The 18,373-nt window shown below is 62.4% G+C and carries 18 protein-coding genes; 3 read left to right on the top strand and 15 right to left on the bottom strand.

All coding sequences use genetic code 11. From position 1 onward, the window contains the following. Window positions 1–25: 25 nt before the first annotated feature. The 12 genes from AB4O25_RS20795 to AB4O25_RS20850 are packed head-to-tail and all read right to left on the bottom strand — an operon-like array spanning window position 26 to window position 10,846. The gene (locus AB4O25_RS20795; RefSeq protein WP_460149939.1) at window positions 26–2,335 is read right to left on the bottom strand and encodes an MMPL family transporter; all 2,310 of its coding nucleotides are present in this window, start codon (window positions 2,333–2,335) and stop codon (window positions 26–28) included. Then, window positions 2,325–3,020 carry an outer membrane lipoprotein carrier protein LolA gene (locus AB4O25_RS20800; RefSeq protein WP_032883352.1) on the bottom strand — a complete coding sequence of 232 codons (696 nt, stop codon included), beginning with the start codon at window positions 3,018–3,020 and terminating at the stop codon, window positions 2,325–2,327. The genes AB4O25_RS20795 and AB4O25_RS20800 overlap by 11 nt, the downstream gene beginning before the upstream one ends. Then, window positions 3,017–3,442, bottom strand: coding sequence for an acyl-CoA thioesterase (locus tag AB4O25_RS20805; RefSeq protein ID WP_017526506.1), 426 nt, complete (start codon window positions 3,440–3,442; stop codon window positions 3,017–3,019). The genes AB4O25_RS20800 and AB4O25_RS20805 overlap by 4 nt, the downstream gene beginning before the upstream one ends. Further along, on the bottom strand, window positions 3,435–4,976 hold the full coding sequence (locus AB4O25_RS20810) for an HAL/PAL/TAL family ammonia-lyase (protein ID WP_017526505.1): 1,542 nt from the start codon (window positions 4,974–4,976) through the stop codon (window positions 3,435–3,437). The genes AB4O25_RS20805 and AB4O25_RS20810 overlap by 8 nt, the downstream gene beginning before the upstream one ends. Further along, a complete protein-coding gene (locus tag AB4O25_RS20815) occupies window positions 4,960–5,895 on the bottom strand; it encodes an LpxL/LpxP family acyltransferase (RefSeq protein ID WP_368949587.1) in 936 nt (311 codons plus the stop codon). Before AB4O25_RS20815 ends, AB4O25_RS20810 begins: the two co-directional genes overlap by 17 nt. After that, the gene (locus AB4O25_RS20820) at window positions 5,892–6,626 is read right to left on the bottom strand and encodes a glycosyltransferase family 2 protein (protein WP_065879478.1); all 735 of its coding nucleotides are present in this window, start codon (window positions 6,624–6,626) and stop codon (window positions 5,892–5,894) included. Before AB4O25_RS20820 ends, AB4O25_RS20815 begins: the two co-directional genes overlap by 4 nt. Further along, window positions 6,619–8,289 carry an ApeI family dehydratase gene (locus tag AB4O25_RS20825; RefSeq protein ID WP_460149940.1) on the bottom strand — a complete coding sequence of 557 codons (1,671 nt, stop codon included), beginning with the start codon at window positions 8,287–8,289 and terminating at the stop codon, window positions 6,619–6,621. Before AB4O25_RS20825 ends, AB4O25_RS20820 begins: the two co-directional genes overlap by 8 nt. Further along, the gene (locus tag AB4O25_RS20830; RefSeq protein ID WP_017526501.1) at window positions 8,286–8,831 is read right to left on the bottom strand and encodes a COG4648 family protein; all 546 of its coding nucleotides are present in this window, start codon (window positions 8,829–8,831) and stop codon (window positions 8,286–8,288) included. Before AB4O25_RS20830 ends, AB4O25_RS20825 begins: the two co-directional genes overlap by 4 nt. After that, window positions 8,828–9,082, bottom strand: coding sequence for an acyl carrier protein (locus AB4O25_RS20835; RefSeq protein WP_003187949.1), 255 nt, complete (start codon window positions 9,080–9,082; stop codon window positions 8,828–8,830). Before AB4O25_RS20835 ends, AB4O25_RS20830 begins: the two co-directional genes overlap by 4 nt. A 9-nt stretch (window positions 9,083–9,091) precedes the next feature. Continuing rightward, on the bottom strand, window positions 9,092–9,361 hold the full coding sequence (locus AB4O25_RS20840) for a phosphopantetheine-binding protein (protein WP_017526500.1): 270 nt from the start codon (window positions 9,359–9,361) through the stop codon (window positions 9,092–9,094). Next, window positions 9,339–10,151, bottom strand: a complete 813-nt coding sequence (locus tag AB4O25_RS20845) for a lysophospholipid acyltransferase family protein (protein ID WP_017526499.1) — start codon at window positions 10,149–10,151, stop codon at window positions 9,339–9,341. The genes AB4O25_RS20840 and AB4O25_RS20845 overlap by 23 nt, the downstream gene beginning before the upstream one ends. Further along, window positions 10,127–10,846: a beta-ketoacyl synthase chain length factor gene (locus tag AB4O25_RS20850; protein WP_017526498.1), complete on the bottom strand. Its 720-nt coding sequence runs from the start codon at window positions 10,844–10,846 to the stop codon at window positions 10,127–10,129. Before AB4O25_RS20850 ends, AB4O25_RS20845 begins: the two co-directional genes overlap by 25 nt. Window positions 10,847–11,173: 327 nt before the next feature. Between AB4O25_RS20850 and AB4O25_RS20855 the strand changes: the two genes are divergently transcribed. After that, the gene (locus tag AB4O25_RS20855; RefSeq protein WP_003171256.1) at window positions 11,174–11,944 is read left to right on the top strand and encodes a ParA family protein; all 771 of its coding nucleotides are present in this window, start codon (window positions 11,174–11,176) and stop codon (window positions 11,942–11,944) included. A gap of 138 nt (window positions 11,945–12,082) precedes the next feature. Here the strand turns inward: AB4O25_RS20855 and trxC are convergent, their stop codons facing one another. Next, window positions 12,083–12,517 carry a thioredoxin TrxC gene (gene trxC, locus AB4O25_RS20860; protein ID WP_017526497.1) on the bottom strand — a complete coding sequence of 145 codons (435 nt, stop codon included), beginning with the start codon at window positions 12,515–12,517 and terminating at the stop codon, window positions 12,083–12,085. Window positions 12,518–12,724: 207 nt separating this feature from the next. Between trxC and AB4O25_RS20865 the strand changes: the two genes are divergently transcribed. After that, window positions 12,725–13,030, top strand: coding sequence for a type II toxin-antitoxin system HigB family toxin (locus tag AB4O25_RS20865; RefSeq protein WP_026067145.1), 306 nt, complete (start codon window positions 12,725–12,727; stop codon window positions 13,028–13,030). Then, window positions 13,027–13,431 (top strand): helix-turn-helix domain-containing protein, encoded by a 405-nt coding sequence (locus tag AB4O25_RS20870; RefSeq protein ID WP_460149941.1) that lies wholly within the window; start codon window positions 13,027–13,029, stop codon window positions 13,429–13,431. The genes AB4O25_RS20865 and AB4O25_RS20870 overlap by 4 nt, the downstream gene beginning before the upstream one ends. A 2-nt stretch (window positions 13,432–13,433) precedes the next feature. On the opposite strand, the gene selO is transcribed toward AB4O25_RS20870, so the two are convergent. Together selO and mscK are read right to left on the bottom strand one after the other, a co-directional pair. After that, the gene (gene selO / locus AB4O25_RS20875) at window positions 13,434–14,897 is read right to left on the bottom strand and encodes a protein adenylyltransferase SelO (protein WP_065879475.1); all 1,464 of its coding nucleotides are present in this window, start codon (window positions 14,895–14,897) and stop codon (window positions 13,434–13,436) included. Window positions 14,898–14,945: 48 nt separating this feature from the next. Beyond that, complete coding sequence (mscK, locus tag AB4O25_RS20880) at window positions 14,946–18,329, bottom strand: mechanosensitive channel MscK (RefSeq protein WP_068937013.1); 3,384 nt, start codon at window positions 18,327–18,329, stop codon at window positions 14,946–14,948. Between the last annotated feature and the right edge of the window lie 44 nt (window positions 18,330–18,373).

Consider the following 18,373-nt stretch of genomic DNA (forward strand, 5'->3'; position numbering starts at 1 on the left):
GCCACATTGGCGATAATCACATTCATTAGGCGTATTTCCGCTGGCCGGCCCAGGGCGCCAGCATAAAGCTGAAGGCCAGGCCCAGGCTGACCGATAGGCCGAAATTACTCACCGCGGGCGTACTGGATACGGCCAGCAGGCCAAACGACAACCAGGTCGTCAGCGCCGCCAGCAGTGTACCCAACAGGCTGACAGCAGCGCCGCCGATCTGTTCGCGCATCAGGATCGCGTAATCGACGCTGATCGCCGTGACCAGCAGCAAACCAAACAGGCTGAACAACGTCAGCGGCTGGCCCAGCCAACCGAGGCTGGCCAGGCTGCACAGCGCGGCCAGCAACGGCAGGGCGACGATGCGCAAGGCACCCCCGAAGCCGAACGGCAAGATCAGCAACAGCACGATCAGTACACACGACATCAGTTTCAATTCGGCGGCGCTGACCTGTGTGTCGGCAAATACGCGGTTCAAGTCGCCGAGGCGGTCGACTAACTGCACGCCGGGCAAGTCCACCGCCTGCACACGCAGCAGCGCCGGATTGTTCAGGCCCTGCAGGCTGACCATCGCCGCCACGCCGCCATCCACCGGGCCGAGCCACAAGGTGCGCCAGGGTTCGGCCAACGGCCCTGTCAGCGCGGAGTCGATGTCTTCGGTGGGCAGCGCTTGCAGGTGCGCGACTTCGGCTTGCAGGGCGCTCGCCGGTACGCCGAGGTCCAGCAACGGCTGCCAATGCTGCGCGAGTGCGTTCAGGGCCTCGCGCAGCTGTTGCTGCTCGGCCGGCAGGTTGACCAGTTGATTCAGTGCCAGGTAACCCTGGAGCTTGTCCATGTTCACCAGTTGGTCCAGACGCTGGCTCAAGGCGCGTTGGCGCTCCAGCAACTGTTGTTGGTTCTCGGCGCGCACCAGGAAGAACTGGCTGGTGGGCTGGAACCCGGTGATGCGCGCCACGGCCTGGGCCTCTTGCAGCAATTGCGGCGGCGCGCCGATCCACTGGCGGATATCGTTTTTGCTGTTCAGCTGCCACAGGCCCCCGGCGCAAAACAGCAGCACCAGCGCCAGCAACACCGGGCTGGGTACACGCTTGAGCAAGGCCTCACGCAACAGCCACAGGCATTCGGCGATACGCAGTGGCCAGTGCGCCGGGCGCAGCTCCACGCCCTTGAGCAGCGCCGGCAACAGGCACACGGCGCACAGGTAGGCCCCGACCAGGCCTGCGGCAGAGAACACGGCGATTTGCGTCAGCGCCGGGAACGGCGTCCAGGCCAGCGCCAGGTAACCGATGCAACTGGTCGCCAGGCTCAGGCTCAGCCCCGGCAGGGTCAGGCGCAACGCCGGCCAACTGCGCCATGGCTTGAGGCTCCAGCTTTTTGTCAGGTAGTGCAGCGGGTAATCCACCGCCACGCCGATCAGGCTGGAGCCGAGTACCAGGGTCATCACATGCATACGGCCAAACAGCGCCACGCAGGCCACGGCGCCAAACAGCATGCCCACCAGCACCGGCACGAAGGCCAGCAACACCCGCCAACGACGGAACGCCAGTAACAGCAATAACAGGATGCCCACGGTCGCGCCGCCGCCGACCCAGGTGATTTCCCGGGTGGCTTGCCGTTGACCGTTGGCGGCATACAGCAAGCCGCTGGCGGCCAGCAGTTGCGCACCCTGCTGGCCGGCCTGTGCGCGGCTGGCCTGGAGCAAGTTCGCCACCTGCAGCGGCAGTTTCATGTCGAAGGCATTGCCGGTGGTGCGCGCGCGCAGCAGCACCCAGCTTTTGCCGTCGGCATCGGCGATCAACGCGCCGCTGCCGATATCCAACTGCACCGCGCCGCGTTGCGGCTGGCTGTTCTGGATACGCCCGGTCAGGCCCAGCCAGTCCTCCTGGCTCGGCACCAGGCTGAAGCCGGTGAAGGGGTCAAACAGCGACTGCACACGTTGTTGGATAAACGCGTCGGGGTGTTCGATCAGTTGCTCGCGGTCCTTGGCCGAGAGCATTGCCAGGCGGCCGCGCAGCAATTGTTCGCGCAGCGCCGGCAGGTCGGCCTGCAGGTTCCACTGCACCTTTTCAAACAGGCCACTGGCCTGCCAGCGCTCGCCCAACTGCTGCGCCACGGCCACCGCTTGCTGGCGGTCGGCGTGCCCCACCAGCACCAGCATTTCGCGGTTGAGCGGCTCTTGCACGCGCTGTTCGGCTTGCAGTTCCAAGGCATCCGGCGTGCTGCCCGGCACCAGCTCCATCAGGTTGGCCGACAGCGGCGCGCCATGGCGCCACTGCCAGCCGGCCAGGGCCAGCACGGCCACCAGCAGGATCAGGAACAGGCGCGGCAACAGACGCTCACTGGGCAAAGTCGTGTTGCTCCGCTTCACTCAACGGTTGATCGGCGGTGCTGCCTTGCAGGCGCAATAGGGTGCTGTCGCCCTGGGTTTCCAGCAGTTCGATGGTGTGCACCAAGGCGCCACCGTCGATGTTGATCTGGTTGAACACCTGCTTGAGCAACATAGAGCGGGGGATCAGCGTGAGCTTCCACTGCGTGGCCTCGCCTTGCAGTTGCAGTTCGAAGTCGCGCTGCAGGCCGCTGCTGTCGCCCTGCAACACGGCGAGGAACAAGCGATTCTGCTCGGCGCCGGCGCTCTTGTTCGGCAGCAGTTGCCAGCCATTGGCGTCACGACGGGCAATGCCCTGGGCGCTGATGCGGTAGTCCTGCTGCAACGGAGTCTTGAGCAGCCACAACAGGCCGTGGTTTTTGGCGAGGACGAAGGAGCCCTGGCTGACCAGCGGTTGCGGCAGGGCACGCAGGTGTTTTTCCTGGATGAAACTGCCGTGGATCACTGAAGGCTTTGCCAACTGGTCGCTGAGTTGTTGCAGGTCAAAAGCGCATGCTGTGCCTGAAACGCTCAACAACAGCATAAACCCGATCACTGTGGGAGCGGGCTTGCTCGCGAAGGACTTGAGGGCGCCGCAGCGTGTCAGGTACCCAGCGATATCGTTAACGACCTTCGCGAGCAAGCCCGCTCCCACAGGGGATCTCATTTCAAGGCTCTCTCTACGGCGTCTGTAAATATTTTGGGCGAGGCCAACTGCATCTCGCGGCTGGCCATTTCCACGGCCACTTGCACGGTGCTGGCGCGGGTCAAGCGCTCGCCGCTGGCCAGGTCGGTAATCAGGTAGTTGACCTTCAAGCGGTTCTCCCATTCCACCAGGCTGGCGCGCACGTTGATGGTCTGGCCAAAGATCGCCCCGCGCACATAGCGCAGTTGCATGTCGATCACCGGCCAGGCGTAGCCGGCTTCGAGCATGGCCGTGTAGTTGTGGCCGATCTTGTCCAGCAGCGCGCAACGCGCCACTTCCAGGTACTTCACGTAATGCCCGTGCCAGACCACGTTCATGGTGTCGACGTCGAAAAACGGCACGAGGATTTCGGTGTCGCTGTGCAATACGCCTTGGCTACGCATGCAGCCTCCAGTGTTGTTCGGCGATGCGTTGCAGGCACAGGCGCAGTTCGCCTTCCAGGGCACGGTCTTCGATGACCGGCGGGAAGTCCTTGGCCAGCGCTTCGTGCATTGCGGCCAGTGCGGGCGGCAATGGGCGTGCATCCGCGGCCTGGGCGCGTAGCCACACGCCCTGGTTGGCGGCGAGCAAAGTGGCGGCGGCGACCTGCTCGGTCAGTTCCAGCACGCGGATCGCATCACGGGCGGCGATGGTGCCCATGCTGACTTTGTCTTGGTTATGACATTCGGTGGAGCGCGAGAACACGCTGGCCGGCATGGTGTTTTTAAGGGCTTCGGCGGTCCAGGCGCTGGTACCGATCTGCACGGCCTTGAAGCCGTGGTTGATCATTGCGCGGTCGGCCGGGGCGCCGGACAGGTTGCTCGGCAGGCCGTGGTTGTAGCGCACATCAACCAGCAGCGCGAGCTGGCGATCCAGCAGGTCGGCGACGTTGGCCACCAGGGTCTTGAGGCTGTCCATGGCAAAGGCGATATGCCCGCCGTAGAAGTGCCCGCCGTGCAACACGCGCTCTTCTTCAGCGTCGATGATCGGGTTGTCGTTGGCGCTGTTCAGTTCGATCTCAATAAAGGACCGCAGCCAGTTCAGGCTGTCGGCCAGCACGCCAAGCACATGGGGCGCGCAGCGTAGGGAGTAGCGGTCCTGCAGGCGGTGCAGCGGCGCGGTCGGTGCGTCGATGGCCAAGTCCTGGCGTAGCCACGCGGCGACTTGCATTTGCCCCGGATGCGGTTTGGCGGCGAACAGGCGTTCGTCGAAGTGTTCCGGGTTGCCTTGCAGCGCCACCACGTTGAGCGCGGTGATGCGCGTGGCCAGTTGCAGCAGGTAGTCGGCGCGGGCGAAGGCCAGGCAGGCGAGGCCGGTCATCACAGCGGTGCCGTTCATCAGCGCCAGGGCTTCCTTGGGGCGCAATACCAGCGGGGTCCAGCCCAGTTCGCGATGTACATCGGCGGCCTGGCGGCGTTCGCCACGGAACATTACCTCGCGCTCGCCGGACAGGGTCGCGGCCACATAGGACAGCGGCGTCAAATCACCGCTGGCGCCCACCGAGCCTTCTTCCGGGATCAGCGGCAGTACGTCGTGTTGCAGGAACGCGTGCAGGCGTTCCAGCAGCTCCACACGCACCCCGGACACGCCATGGCACAGCGACTGCAAACGCGCGGCCAGCACGGCGCGGGTGGCCTGGGCGTCGAGCAACTTGCCCAGGCCGCAACCGTGGAAGGTATACAGGTGACGCGGCAGCGCTTCGACGTGCTGCAACGGCACCGCCACCACGCACGAGTCGCCGTAGCCGGTGGTCACGCCGTAGATCACGCCTTCCTTGTCCAGCAGCGAGTCGAGGAACTGCGCGCCCTTGGCGATGCGCTGGCGATACGCGGCATCGCCCTGCAACTGCGTGGGCGCCTGACGGTTGGCCAGGGCCAGCACGTCTTCGATGCGCAGGGGGCGTTCGCCAAAGGTTACCGGCTCAAGATGCGTCGTCATCGGTCTTCCAGAAAGGGTAAAAGTTGAACCATTGTTGGGGCGCTTGCAGGCAGAACTGGCCCAGGCGCGCGGCGTAGCGCGCGGTCCATTGAGCGATGACCTGCTCGCGGGTGCTGCGCTTCCATTCGATCGATGGCGCGAACGGCTCAATAGTCAAGTGATAGCGGCCCTGCTGCTTGAGGCACATGAGCAGGTTCACCGGGCATTTGAGCAGGCCCGCCAGCAGCCACGGGCCTTGAGGAAATGCCGCGTCATGGCCGAGGAAATCCACGCGCACCGTGCGCCCGCCGTGCAGCGGTACGCGGTCGCCGGCAATGGCCAGCCACTCGCCGTCGTCCAGGCGCTGGCTGAGCAGCAGCATGGTGGCCGGGTCCAGCTCGCTGACCTGGATCAGGCGCAAATGGGTCGCGCCGGCTTCACCGAGCAAGCGGTTGAAACGTTCGGCGTGCTTGGTGTGCACCAGCACGTTCATGGTGACTTGTTCGCCAATCTCGGCCAGAGCGCGGCACACTTCGAGGTTGCCCAAGTGCGCGCCCACCAGCATCTGCCCGCGCTCGCCGCGCAGTTGCCCGCGTAATTGCGCCGGGTCGTTGATGTGGATCTGTTCCAGGCGCAGCTTGCCGTTCCACACGTCGAGCTTGTCGAGCAGGGCGTCGGCGAAGGCCATGAACTGGCCGAAGACGCTGCGATGGGATGGGCGCAACTCCTTGCGCTCGCTCCACTCGGCCAGGCGCCGTTGGTATTGCCAGGCGCTCTGGCGCGCCGTGCGGCCAAAAAGGAAAAAGTACAAGACGATGCCGTACAGCACCGGGCTCAGCACGCGTCGGCCGAGAACTTTGGCGGCGATGGCGGTGAGCCTCATCAGCCAGTAGCTGCCGCGCTCTTCGCGGTCGGCCCAGTGCTTGGTGCTGTCGGTCATACCTGCCACCGTCGCCACAGAATCATCGGCGCGCGCACCAACATGCCGAAGAACAGCCGGGTGTGCATGGCGCTGATGCGCACGTTGTCGTGGAACAGCCGGAAATGCGACAGGCCGTCGGCGGGGTAGTGCACCTTCGTCGGCAACCATCGCATCGGTTGGTTGCGCCAGGCCAGGCGCACCAGGATGTCCGAGTCGAAGTCCATGCGCGTGCCGATGTAGGCCGAGTCCATCAGCGCCAGCACCGGCGTCAGGGGGTACACGCGAAAGCCGCACATCGAGTCGCGGATCTGCAGCGACAGCGTGTTGATCCACACCCACACGTGGGTCAGGTAGCGTGCGTAGAGACGGCCTTTGGGCACGCTTTCATCGTATTCGGGGTAGCCGCAGATGATGGCATCGGGGTGCCTGCGCGAGGTGTCGATAAAGGTCTCGACTTCGCGCAGGTCATGCTGGCCATCGGCGTCGACTTGCAGCGCATGGCTGTAGCCCAGGCGCGCCGCTTCGCGAAAACCGGCCATGACGGCGCCGCCCTTGCCCAGGTTATGGGGCAGGGTCACCAGGGTGACGTGCTCCAGGGTCGCCAATTGCGCCAACACCGCCGCGCACGCCGAGCTGCTGCCGTCGTCCACCAGCAGGCACGGCAGGCCACTGTTCAACAGGCTTTGGACCACCGCAGGCACGGCGGCCTCGTGGTTGTAGACCGGGATCAGTGCGCAGGGGCTATGCATGTGTGGCCTCCAGCACTATCCGGCCACTGGAACACGCGGCAACGCCGTTGCGGTAGGCGAAATACAGCTTGCTGCGTTCGCGGTCGAAGCGCAGGTGCAGTTCGACCGTGTCGCCGGGGCGCACCAGTTGCTGAAACTTGAGCACTTCCATGCCGGCAAAGGTCGCGGGCAAATCAAGCAGTTGCCGGCCGAGGTTGACGGCCCATTCCACCTGCACCACGCCCGGCAGCACCGGGGTGGCCGGGAAGTGGCCGCTGAAATAGGCCAGGTCCGGCGGCACGCTCAACTGCAGGGTCCATTCGCCATTGGCCTCGACTTGCTCCAGTACTTCAGGCGCTTTCGGCCGAGGCGCCAACAGCAGCGCGGTCACCTCGGCCTGGGGCAGTTTGCCCTGGGCATTCAGCGGCAGTTGGCGCAGCAAACGCCAGCGACGCGGCAGCGCCAGGGCTTCGCAATGTTGGCTCAGGTGCTGACGCAGGGTCTGGGTGAGGCTGCGTCGGCCTTGATTGCGCAGGGCGTGCAGGCCGGCGGCGCTCAATACCACCAGGGCGCCGAGGGAGGCGCGACTTTCCTGGATCACGCCCAGGCGCGTTTCGGCGACCCAGGGGTGAGTCATCAACGCCTGTTCGAGCATGGGTAGGGAAATGCGTTTTTCTTCCAGCTTGACGATGCGATCCAGGCGGCCGAGCAGCTCGAAGCGGCCATCGGCATGAATGCGCGCAGCGTCGGCGGTGTGTTCGATATGCCCGGCGGGCAGGTAGGGGGATGCGATGCGCAGGGCGCCGTCGGCATCCTGGCTCAACTGCACATCGGCAAACGGCTGCCAGGGTTGCGCGCCCTGGCGCCAGGCAATGCCGCCGGTTTCTGAGCTGCCGAGGATTTCCGTCGGCCATTGTTGCAAGCGATCGTAGAGGCTGCCGGCGGCCTCGGACGGCAGCGCGCCGCCGGAGGAAAACACCCGTGAAACCTGGCTCAACGCGGGCCAGTCGAGGTTGTCGCCCATGCGCTTGAGCAGCGCCGGGCTCGCCACCCAGGCGAACTGCGCATGCTCGCGGCTGGCGCGTTGCAAGTCTTCGGGGAAGGCCAGCTGCTTGCGCACAAAGGTGCGACCGGCACACAACGGCCACAGTACGCGGAACAGCAAACCGTAGATGTGCTGGGTGGCGACACTGCCGATGATGCACGCATCCTTGAGATCGGCGCCCCACAGCGCCTCAAGGGCTTGGACTTCGTTGGCCAACTGACGCAGGGTTTTATCGATGCGCTTGGGCTCGCCGCTGGAGCCGGAGGTGCACAGGCTCAGTTGGCAGGTATCGAGGCTGAGGGCGGCAGGGCTCATGGGGGCCTGGTAGAGCGCGTCCAGGTCCGCCGCTTCAGTCAGCCAGGCGTCGACGGCATCGGCCCAGCGTTGGCGGGTTTGCGGTTGCAGGTCGGCGGGTAGCAGCACGCTGACTCCGGCACGCCAGGCCCCCAGCAGGGCGATCGCCAGGCTGCCGGCATCTTCCAGGTACACGGCCAGGCGTCGAATGCCGCGCGCTTGCAGGCCGGCCGCCAGGCTCAGGGAATATTCCCACAGCTGGGCGTGATTCATCGCAGGTTCAGTCGTGACCCTGCGTTGTTGCAGCGGCTCAAGCAGCAGGTGCTCAAGTTTCAACCCATTCATACGCGGCCTCGAACCCTTTGTCGTACCAGCCATTCCACGGCAAACAACAGCCCCATCAGCCCGTAGGCGATCAAGCCGTTGTACAACGTCCACCAGCTCAGCGGCGCCCACAGGGTGAGGGCGGCGGCGAGCAGGCCATTGCACAGAAAAAATACACTCCACACCACGGTGACCTGACGCGTATACACCACCGCATTCGCAGGCAGGTCCGGTTCAGTCATGCGTGCCAGGCGCTCGACCATCGGCGGGCCGTATTTCAGGCTCAGGCCAAACAGCGCCAGCATGAACGCACTGACCAGGCTCGGGTACCAGCGCAGCAAGTACGGGTTATCGAACCAGGCCAGCAACAGGCAGAACACGATCACCGCCAGCGCCATCCAGCGGCTGCCGGGGCGGCGCGTACCCGTGAAGGCGCGCAGCAGCCACAGGCCGCCCAACAGCAGGCCGAATTGCCAGGGTGCAAAATGTTCGGTGCCGTAATACACCGCAAAGGGGTACAGCAGCCCCGCCAACAACAGGCCAAGGCCGATCAGCCGGCTCATGCGGCGGGCTGGACCAGACGGTACACCGCCTCAACCACATCGTTGACAGTGCGCACCGCCTTGAACTCTTCGGCGGCGATTTTCTTGCCGGTCTGGCGCTTGATATGGTCGATCAGGTCGACAGCGTCGATGCTGTCGATTTCCAGGTCTTGATACAGGTTGGCGTCCAGAGTGACGCGTTCCGGGGGCAGTTCAAACAGTTCCACCAAGGCATCGCGCAGGGTGTTGAAAATATCGTCACGAGTTTGCATGGTCCGGTCTCAAGCTGCCTGTCTGGCTGTGACGAATGCCGCAAGGCTGGCCACATTGGTGAAGTGATTGCGCGTGTCTTTGGCGTCGGCATCGATTTTGATGCCGTACTTTTTCTGGATCGCCAGGCCCAATTCCAGGGCGTCTACCGAATCCAGGCCCAGGCCTTCGCCGAACAGGGTTTGGTCGCTACCGATGTCGTCGGGGTTGATATCTTCCAGGCCCAGGGCGTCGATAATCAGCGTTTTTATGTCGTGCTCAAGGCGGTGTTGGTCGCTCATCTTCGGCGAGCTCCTTAATAAAATAGTCATGCAGGTAATCGTTGAGCTTGCGTGAGGCCTGGGGTGCGGGTCCCAGTGTTGCAAACGCCTGTGGTTCTATATCGGCACCCACGCGCAAACTGAAATGAAAGCGGCGTTTGGGGATGCGATACCAGGGTTCGGCTTTGGTCAGCGTGGTGGGGCTTACTTTGATCACCACCGGGGTGATGAGTGTCGCACCTCGCAGTGCAATGGCGGCGGCACCGCGATGAAAGGCAGGCGCTGCGCCGGGTGTGGTGCGGGTGCCTTCCGGGAAAATGATCAAGGTCTGGCCTGCGCGCAGGGCGTCTGCGGCGGCGTCGAGCATGTCCGAGCTGCCGTCATTGCTGATGTAGCCGGCGTCGCGCACCGGGCCACGCATGAATGGGTTTTGGAACAGGCTCTGCTTGACCACGCAGTTGGTCTGGCGCATCAGGCCGATCAGGAACACGACGTCGATCAGCGAAGGGTGGTTGGCGATGATCATCTGGCCGGGGCGACCGAGCTTTTCGGCGCCTTCGACGCTGTAGGTCAGCACGCCTGCGCGATACATCATGCGGACAAAGAACCAGAACAGTTTGCTGATGGTATGGCGGGCACGGCGCTGATGTTTTTCTGCGCTGCCCGGCAGGCAACTTAGTAACGGAAAAATCAGCAAGCGCAGGCACAGCCCACCGAAGCCGAACAGCGTGAAGCTGGCGGCGGTGGCGAGCAGGCGCCAGTAGTAGGCATCCCGTGGCTTGCTGGTCAGGCCTTGCGTTGCCAGTTCCATACGCGGTTCTTCCAGGCATGTTGGCAGGCGCCCTGTTCGGTGAGCAGGGTGCGCAGCAGGTTCAGGGCGTGGGGCCACTGGGTTCGAGTGGGTTGGACAGTGCCCGAGGTGAGTTCCAGTTGCCACTCGTCGCCTGGTGTCAGCAGCAAGCCAAGGGCGTAAGGGAACGGCACATCGACAATCCAGTTGGCGTAGGCCTCGGGGGGCTGTTCTTCGGTAATCACCAGCAACACCGCCGGCGTGCCTTCGTTGAGCAGCGCGGCAGCCTCAAGCACGCCGTGCTCCAGGCCGTCGCCGGCGGCGGCGAGGGCGGTCATTTCACTGGTTTCATCGCGCAGGATCGACCACAGGCCAATCACCGCGTTGTGCACCGACAGGCTGAACTGGGTCGGCGACAGCGGCTGGTCGTTGGCCAGGTCGCTGAGAATGTCGAGCGTGCGCGGGGTTTCACCATGCCGGGAAACAAACACCAACGGCAGGTCTTGCAGGCCCTCGGCCAGCGGCCAGCCCACGCTGAACGCCATGCGCGCCAGACGGCTCAGGCGCCGGCGCTGCATGGCCGGCAAAAACGACACGTCGGGCGAGGCTTCGCTGGCGGGCAGCAACACCGGGGCCCGACACCAGGCGTGCCAGTCGTCCGCACGCTCCAGGCCAGGGGCCCAGGCGCGCCATTGGGCGATGTTGAAGTTGATCACTGAGAAGTTATCCCGCCCCTGCGGGCTTCCATGTGCGGCTTTTGGCCCCGAATACCGGGACAGGGAGCAATCGCCGAATGGCGCGCATTATCCCGGTGCCGTGGGGTTCTAGCAAACTTTGGTAAATAATTGTTCACGGCTGATTACAAAATAGTGGGAGAGATTTACAGATTGTCCCCTAGCCGAGGTCGGCTTGGATTGTCGGACTATTCCTAATCACCTGTGCGTGGCCTGCCTTTGTTGCCGCAACGCATCGATGAACGAGGTAGCTAACAGGCGCTTTTGCCCTCTACACTCGGACAATTATTGATACACGGAGGTTTTTCCATGCGGCGTGTGGTGTTCAATCAGAAAGGCGGCGTGGGCAAGTCCAGCATCGCCTGCAACCTGGCGGCGGTCAGCGCCAGCGAAGGCTATCGAACCCTGTTGGTGGACCTCGATGCACAAGCCAACTCAACGCAGTACCTCACCGGGCTGACTGGCGATGATATCCCCATGGGGATCGCGGATTTTTTCAAGCAAACCCTGTCTTCCGGGCCGTTTTCGAAGAAGAACAAGGTGGATATCTACGAAACGCCGTTCGACAACCTGCATGTGATCACCGCCACTGCCGAATTGGCTGATCTGCAGCCCAAGCTTGAGGCTAAGCACAAGATCAACAAGCTGAGAAAGCTGTTGGATGAACTGGGCGAGGATTACGACCGGATTTACCTGGATACCCCGCCAGCACTTAATTTTTATGCGGTTTCGGCGTTGATTGCCGCTGATCGCGTACTGATCCCCTTCGATTGCGACAGCTTCTCGCGCCAAGCCCTCTACGGCCTGCTGGCGGAAATCGAAGAACTGAAGGACGACCACAACGAAGGCCTGGAAGTGGAAGGCATCGTGGTTAACCAGTTCCAGGCTCGGGCAAGCCTGCCACAGCAGATATTGGACGAACTGATTGCCGAAGGGCTGCCGGTGCTGCCGGTGTACCTGGCCAGCTCGGTGCGCATGCGCGAGTCGCACCAAGAGAGCAAACCGCTGATCCACTTGGACCCGCGACACAAGCTGACGCAGCAGTTTGTGGAATTGCATAACTTGCTGGAAAACGGCTGATTTTGCCGACGACACAAAAACTTGTGGGAGGGGGGCTTGCTCCCGATAGCGGTGTATCAGTTTCGGATGGACTGACTGACCCACCGCTATCGGGAGCAAGCCCCCTCCCACACTGTCCGGTGGTGCTTTCCCGATCGGTTACACGCCCTGGCTACGCAACCAACTCATTAACTGCGGCAACGGAAACGCCCCGCTCTGGCGCGCCACTTCGCGGCCGTTCTTGAACAGAATCAAACTGGGGATCGAGCGAATCCCCAATTGCCCCGACAACTGCTGGTTGGCCTCACTGTCGAGCTTGGCCAGTCGGCACTTGCCCGCAAGCTGCCCAGCCGCCTGTTCAAACACCGGCGCAAACGACTTGCACGGCCCGCACCAGTCGGCCCACACATCCACCAACAGCGGCAGGTCGCCCTTGATCTGGCTGGCGTAGTCGCCTTGCTTAAGCTCAAACGGCTTGTTCAACAACACGGGTTGCTTGCAACGCCCGCACTTGGGCGTATCACCCAGGCGTTCGCCGGGGATGCGGTTGAGGCCGTTGCAATGGGGGCAGGGGATGACGAGAGGTTCGGACATGGGGGCTCCTTGGTTTGGCCAATGGGATCTATCTGGAGCCAGGCCTTGGATTTATCAAGGAGACGAGTGGGCGACTTATTCGCTCATAGTTGGCTCATGCTAGTGAAGGCCCCGCTATCTAGTCTGTTGGAGTCTGTTCCGTTTTGTGCCATCGGTCTGTTTGCAGCTATAGCAAATTGAGATATTCGAGGTACAGGTCTAACCTCTATAGCAAGATGCGATAAGGACAGTGAAAAAAAGATTTGGGAAGCAAAGGAAAAGTGGCCGCGCTCAGCAACGGCTTTGGATCAGTGGTATCGCTTGATCAGGCGCAACTCCCCCAAAGACTTCGCGTCGATGAAAACCATGTTCCCTGCCACGGATAAGGTCGGAAAGTTTCATGTGTTTGATATCGGAGGTAACAAGCTGAGATTGATTGCTTGCGTGGCCTATCAGGTGCAGCGCGTCTATATCAAGCAGCTGCTTGATCATCGTGATTATGAGAAAGATAAATGGAAGGAAAAAACCAGATGAGCGCGCTTATGCGAGTGGCGGCAGAGCACTGGCAATACGTTTCGCCCGTGCTGCGCAAACCAGAAAACGAGGCGGCCTACGACGCCCTGGTGTGCGGCTTGGACGAGTTACTGAGCCTGGTCGGTGAAGATGAAAACAGCCCTCTGATGAGCTTGGTGGATATCCTCAGCGACTGGATCGAAGCCTACGATCATAAGCATCGCCCTATGCCCGAGGCCATTGGTGTAGACGTGTTGCGCTACATGATGCGTGAGCACAACCTCACCCAAAGCGATCTGCCGGGCGTGGGTGCCCAATCGGTTGTTTCTGAAGTATTGAGCGGAAAGCGCCAGCTCAACGTGCGGCAAATTCGTTGGCTGGCTGAGCGCTTTGGAGTTTCGGTTGAAACCTTCATTCAGTGACATTACGACGAACAACTAATCTCCAAATGCTTGCCCCAATCCGGCGGCCGCTGCGCGTATTGCTCCATCCCCGTTTGCTCCTCAAACGGCTTGGACAGCACCGCATGCAGCCGCCGTACTTCGCTGTAATCCCCGGATTCGGCGGCGGCGATGGCGTTTTGTGCCAGATAGTTGCGCAGGATGTACAGCGGGTTGACCGCGTGCATCCGCCCACGGCGCTGTTCTTCGCTGTACTCCCCATCCCGCGCAACACGGGCCTTGTACAGGTCGGCCCAGGCATCGAACCCGGCCATGTCGACAAAGTCATCGCGCAGCCGCGCCACGGCCAGCGCCGCAGATTCATCCCCCAAACGGCGGAAGAACAGCGTGTAATCCACGCCACTGTTCTGCATCAGCTTGAGCAGGCGCTCTACCAATTTCTGGTCGTCGTCTTCGGCCGTGGTCAGCCCCAGGCGGCGGCGCATCAGGTCCAGGTAGTGGGCCTGGTAGAACGGCAGGTACAGGCCGAGCGCCTCCTTCAAGGCTTCAACGCTGATAAACGGCGTCAGCGCCTGGGCCAGCGCGCTGAGGTTCCATTGGCCGATGGGCACCTGGTTGCTGAAGGAATAGCGCCCTTCATGGTCCGAATGGTTGCAGATAAAGTGCGCGTCGAAATCATCCAGAAACGCATACGGCCCGTAGTCGAAAGTGATGCCGAGGATCGACATGTTGTCGGTGTTCATCACGCCATGGCAGAAACCGTAGGCCTGCCATTTGGCGATCAGTTCGGCGTTGCGCTCGACGATCTCGCGGAACATCGCCAGGTACGGCTCGGGCTGTTCGCGACATTCGGGGTAATGCAGATTCAAGACGTGCTCGGCCAGTTCTGCCTGCTGCTCGGGCTTTTTGGTGTAGTAGAAATATTCGAAATGCCCGAAGCGGATATGGCTCGGCGCCAGGCGCAACACCATGGCGCCGCGCTCTTGCTTCTCGCGCCATACCGGCGTGCTGGAGCCGATCACGCACAAGGCGCGGCTGGTGGGGATACCCAGCGCATGCAGCGCCTCGGAAGCGAGGAATTCACGAATCGAGGAGCGCAGCACCGCGCGGCCATCGCCCATCCGCGAGTACGGCGTCATCCCGGCACCCTTGAGGTGCAGGTCCCAGTGCTCGCCGGCATTGTTGTACACCTCGCCCAACAACAGTCCGCGGCCATCGCCGAGTTGCGGGGTATAGCCGCCGAACTGATGCCCCGAATAGACCATCGCCCGCGGCTCAGCTTCGGCCCATAGCTTATGGCCGCCAAACAGCTCGGCAAACACCGGCGTTTCGGCCACCGCCGGGTCGAGGTCGAGCAGGGCCATGGCAGCATCGCTCGCCACGACAAGGCGCGGCTCATCGAGCGGTTCTGGCAGGACGTGGGTTGAGAACGCGTCGCCCAAACGGGCGAAGCGGTTGTCGAAGGTCAGTTCGTCTAGGGCTTTCACCGGCCATCTCCAGCAGAATGCCCCGGCATTGTGCTGGGGCTAGATGCGTTAGTCGAGTTTGCTCGGTGGCGGTTCCGGCGCATCCTCGACCTTTCCGGCGGGCGGCTCGGGTGCGTCCTGCACCGGCGCGGGACCGATAAGGGTCTTGCGCTCGTCTTCCACCGGCACCAGTTTGTATTCCTGGCCGTGCAGGTTTTTCAGGTACACCTCCATCTGCCGGAAGGAGATGTTGATGTGCTGTTTCTTGAATTCACGGTTGATGTAGCGGTTGACCTCGTCCAGCACCGGGTTACGGTCGCCCAGGTCACGTACGTGCATGCGCAGTTCGTGATCGAGGGTGCTTTCGCCGAAATTGAGGAAATACACGTGAGGCTCGGGTTCTTTGAGTACCCGTGGGTTTTCCCTGGCGGCCTTGAGCAACAACTCCTTTACCAGGTCCAGGTCGGAGCCGTAGTCCACACCCAGCTTCAGGGTGACGCGGGTAATGGTGTCGGTCAGCGACCAGTTGATCAGTTGCCCGGTAATGAAGGTTTTGTTCGGGACAATGATGTCCTTGCGGTCGAAGTCGGTGATGGTGGTGGCGCGGATGCGGATTTTGCTCACCGTGCCCGACAGGTTACCGATGGTGATGGTGTCGCCGATGCGCACCGGGCGTTCGAACAGGATCATGATGCCGGAAATAAAGTTGGCGAAGATCTCCTGCATGCCGAAGCCCAGGCCTACCGACAGTGCGGCCACCAGCCATTGCAATTTGTCCCAGCTCACGCCGAGGGTGGAGAGCGTGGAGACAAAACCCACCCCGGCAATCACGTACGAAAGCAACGTGGTGGTGGCGTAGGCGCTGCCCTGGGCCAGGTCGAGCTTGGATAGCACCAATACTTCCAGCAAGCCGGGCAAGTTGCGCGCCAGGGCGAAGGTGATACCGATGATGATCAGCGCGCCGAGCAAGTCGCCGATGCTGATGGGCACCATGCTGATATTGGCCCCGGTGCCGCTGGTGTATTCGTACAGGGTGACGTTATCCAGGTAGGAAAACACCGAGATCAGGTCCGACCATACCCAGTACAGCGCCGCGATAAAACCACCGAGCAGGGCCAGGCGGATCAGGCGCAAGGATTGTTCGTTGACCTTTTCGATGTCCAGCGTCGGCTCTTCAACCACCGCTTCGCCTTCACCCGCTTCCTTGGCCGCCTGGCGTTTGGCCAGGGCGCGCGCATAGGCCAGGCGTCGTGCGGCGACGCTCAGCCAGCGCACGAAGGTGGCTTCGATCACCAGCCAGAACATCAGCAGGTACAGGGTGTTGATCAAGCGGTCGCTGAGTTTGAGGGCGGTGTAGTAATAGCCGAAGCACACGGCGATAAACAATGCGACGGGCAAAGCGGTAAACAGCAGGCCCATGGCTTTGCGAAACAGCGAGGCTTTTTCGTGGGTGGGGCTGTTGAGCAGCAGGCGACCCAGCAGCCAGGCCATCAGGGCATAACAGGTCAGCACGACGCCGATGCCCAATACGTCATCGGCCAGCGCCGCCGGCTGGTGCTCGGCAACCGCCACCACGGCCACCAGGGCCAGTACCACCAGCCCGAGCTTGCGGACCCAGCCTTGCAGGAATTCAACCTGGGGTTTTTCCCAGCGGAAGTGCAGTTCGGCCACGCCACCTGGCGCGAGAATCCGGTAGGCGGTGTAGAACACCAACCATGCCTGGGCCAGTTGCAGCAGCGCTGAACCCAGGTTGGCGTTTTGCCCGCGGGCGTCGATCTGCAATGCGTAGCCGCACAATGCCAGCCCCAGGGACACCGGCATCGCCAGCAGGATGTTGATCAGGATGGCCTGCGGCGTATGCCATTGGCTGTCGCGCTTGAAGTGGCCGATGTCCAGATGCACTTTACTCAGCCGCTGGTACAGCGCCTTGCGTCGCCACAGCAGGGCGCCAATCAATAGCAGCAGCGGCAGAAACAATAGTGGGCGCTGGGTAAGGCCGTCATACAGTTCGCTGACGCTGGACGCCCACGGCAGGCTGGTGACTTGCTTGCTCAGGTGCGCCGGCACGCTTTCCAGCCACTCGGTGTCCAGCGGCTTGTTGCTGGGGATCCAGAACATCTGTTCGTCGAGCGTCGCGCGCAGGGTGGTGGCGGTGCTCAGCAGTTGTTTCTGGTTCAGTTGCAGGGTGATGGATTCGTTGAGCAGCGCGCTCAGTTCGCGGCTCAGGCGTTCCAGCAAGTCGCTGCGGGTAATCGCCAGTTCCAGCAAGGTGCGGCGCAGCTGTGGCGTCACGTCATCCGGCGGTTGGTTGGCCAGCAGGTTTTCCACATAGGCGCTGGGGGAGCTGATCAGCTCGCGTTGCTGGTTGACCTCGAACTGGTACAGGCGAATGTTGGCGATATCGTCGGCCAGGTCGCGGTCGACGGTCAGGCGTGGCAAGGCCTGTTTTTGCTTATAGAGGATCTTCGACAGCAGCAGGCTGCCCTTGAGCACGTTGATCTGGTCGTCCAGCGCGGCGTCGTTCTGGGTCACCGTGTCCAGTTGTTGCTTGGTTTGCAGGTTCTTCTGGGTCAGGTCGTTGAGGCGGTCGGTGCTTTTGAGCAGGTAGTCGGACAGCTTCAGGTTCTCTGCGCTTTCCGTGGCCAGGATGCTGCTGCCGCCGGACTTCTGTGCCTCGATGGACTGCTGCGTCACGGTCTGCTGGGATTGCGCCAGGCGCTTCTGGTTGATCAGGGTTTGCAGGTCCTGGATCTCTTGTTCCAGGCGCGCGGCTTTTTCCTGGATCAGGTCATGCTGGCTGTTGCCCAGGTCTTGCAATTGGCTGTTGCCGGCCAGTTCCTGGCGGCGCAGCGGGATCAAGGCATTCAGTGCCGCCAGTTCGGCATTCAGCTGGTTGCGTTGGTCTGCGTTGAGGGCTTTGCCATTGTCCTTGCCGGCCTTGAGCGTCGAGTTGATCTGTAGGATGCGCGCCTGGCTGCTGCTGATTTCGGTCTGCGCACGCTCGGGGCGGGTCTGCGCGGCGATGGTCATGCTGTTGGCGTCGGCCAGTTCTTTTTGCAGGTCGCCTTGCTGGGTGCTGCGCTGGACCAGCAGTTGTTCCAGCTGCGGTACGGGCAGCGTGGCATAGCGCTGGGCCACCGGAATGATCTTGGTGGCTTTGAGTCGAGTCAGTTCGCGCTGATTTTCGCTGGTCTGGCGCGGGGCATCTTCCAACTGGCGCTTGACGTCGGCCAGGCGCTGCTCGTAGTCCTGCTTGTTGCCCAGGTACGTCAGGGTTTGCTGCAGGACGGTTTGCAGCGCCTTCATGTCGGCGTCGGGCAGCTTGCGGTCGGGCAGCTTGTCCAGGGTTTGCTGGATGGCGTCGGCGCTGGGCGGGTCGGCGGCGTAGACGTTGCCGACACAAAGGGTCAGGCCCAGCAGGGCGGTGGCGAGAAATGTGCGCAGGGTTGGCATAGAGACCGATTGAGCTAGGTGAAGAGTCGGGAGCGTTGCGTCGC

The sequence above is a fragment of the Pseudomonas sp. S3_A03 genome (genome assembly GCF_054668275.1).

Coding starts and splice junctions, on each gene's coding strand:
- AB4O25_RS20800 (WP_032883352.1), bottom strand. CDS start 3,020: ATGAGATCCCCTGTGGGAGCGGGCTTGCTCGCGAAGGTCGTTAACGAT.
- AB4O25_RS20805 (WP_017526506.1), bottom strand. CDS start 3,442: ATGCGTAGCCAAGGCGTATTGCACAGCGACACCGAAATCCTCGTGCCG.
- AB4O25_RS20810 (WP_017526505.1), bottom strand. CDS start 4,976: ATGACGACGCATCTTGAGCCGGTAACCTTTGGCGAACGCCCCCTGCGC.
- AB4O25_RS20815 (WP_368949587.1), bottom strand. CDS start 5,895: ATGACCGACAGCACCAAGCACTGGGCCGACCGCGAAGAGCGCGGCAGC.
- AB4O25_RS20820 (WP_065879478.1), bottom strand. CDS start 6,626: ATGCATAGCCCCTGCGCACTGATCCCGGTCTACAACCACGAGGCCGCC.
- AB4O25_RS20825 (WP_460149940.1), bottom strand. CDS start 8,289: ATGAATGGGTTGAAACTTGAGCACCTGCTGCTTGAGCCGCTGCAACAA.
- AB4O25_RS20830 (WP_017526501.1), bottom strand. CDS start 8,831: ATGAGCCGGCTGATCGGCCTTGGCCTGTTGTTGGCGGGGCTGCTGTAC.
- AB4O25_RS20835 (WP_003187949.1), bottom strand. CDS start 9,082: ATGCAAACTCGTGACGATATTTTCAACACCCTGCGCGATGCCTTGGTG.
- AB4O25_RS20840 (WP_017526500.1), bottom strand. CDS start 9,361: ATGAGCGACCAACACCGCCTTGAGCACGACATAAAAACGCTGATTATC.
- AB4O25_RS20845 (WP_017526499.1), bottom strand. CDS start 10,151: ATGGAACTGGCAACGCAAGGCCTGACCAGCAAGCCACGGGATGCCTAC.
- AB4O25_RS20855 (WP_003171256.1), top strand. CDS start 11,174: ATGCGGCGTGTGGTGTTCAATCAGAAAGGCGGCGTGGGCAAGTCCAGC.
- trxC (WP_017526497.1), bottom strand. CDS start 12,517: ATGTCCGAACCTCTCGTCATCCCCTGCCCCCATTGCAACGGCCTCAAC.
- AB4O25_RS20870 (WP_460149941.1), top strand. CDS start 13,027: ATGAGCGCGCTTATGCGAGTGGCGGCAGAGCACTGGCAATACGTTTCG.
- mscK (WP_068937013.1), bottom strand. CDS start 18,329: ATGCCAACCCTGCGCACATTTCTCGCCACCGCCCTGCTGGGCCTGACC.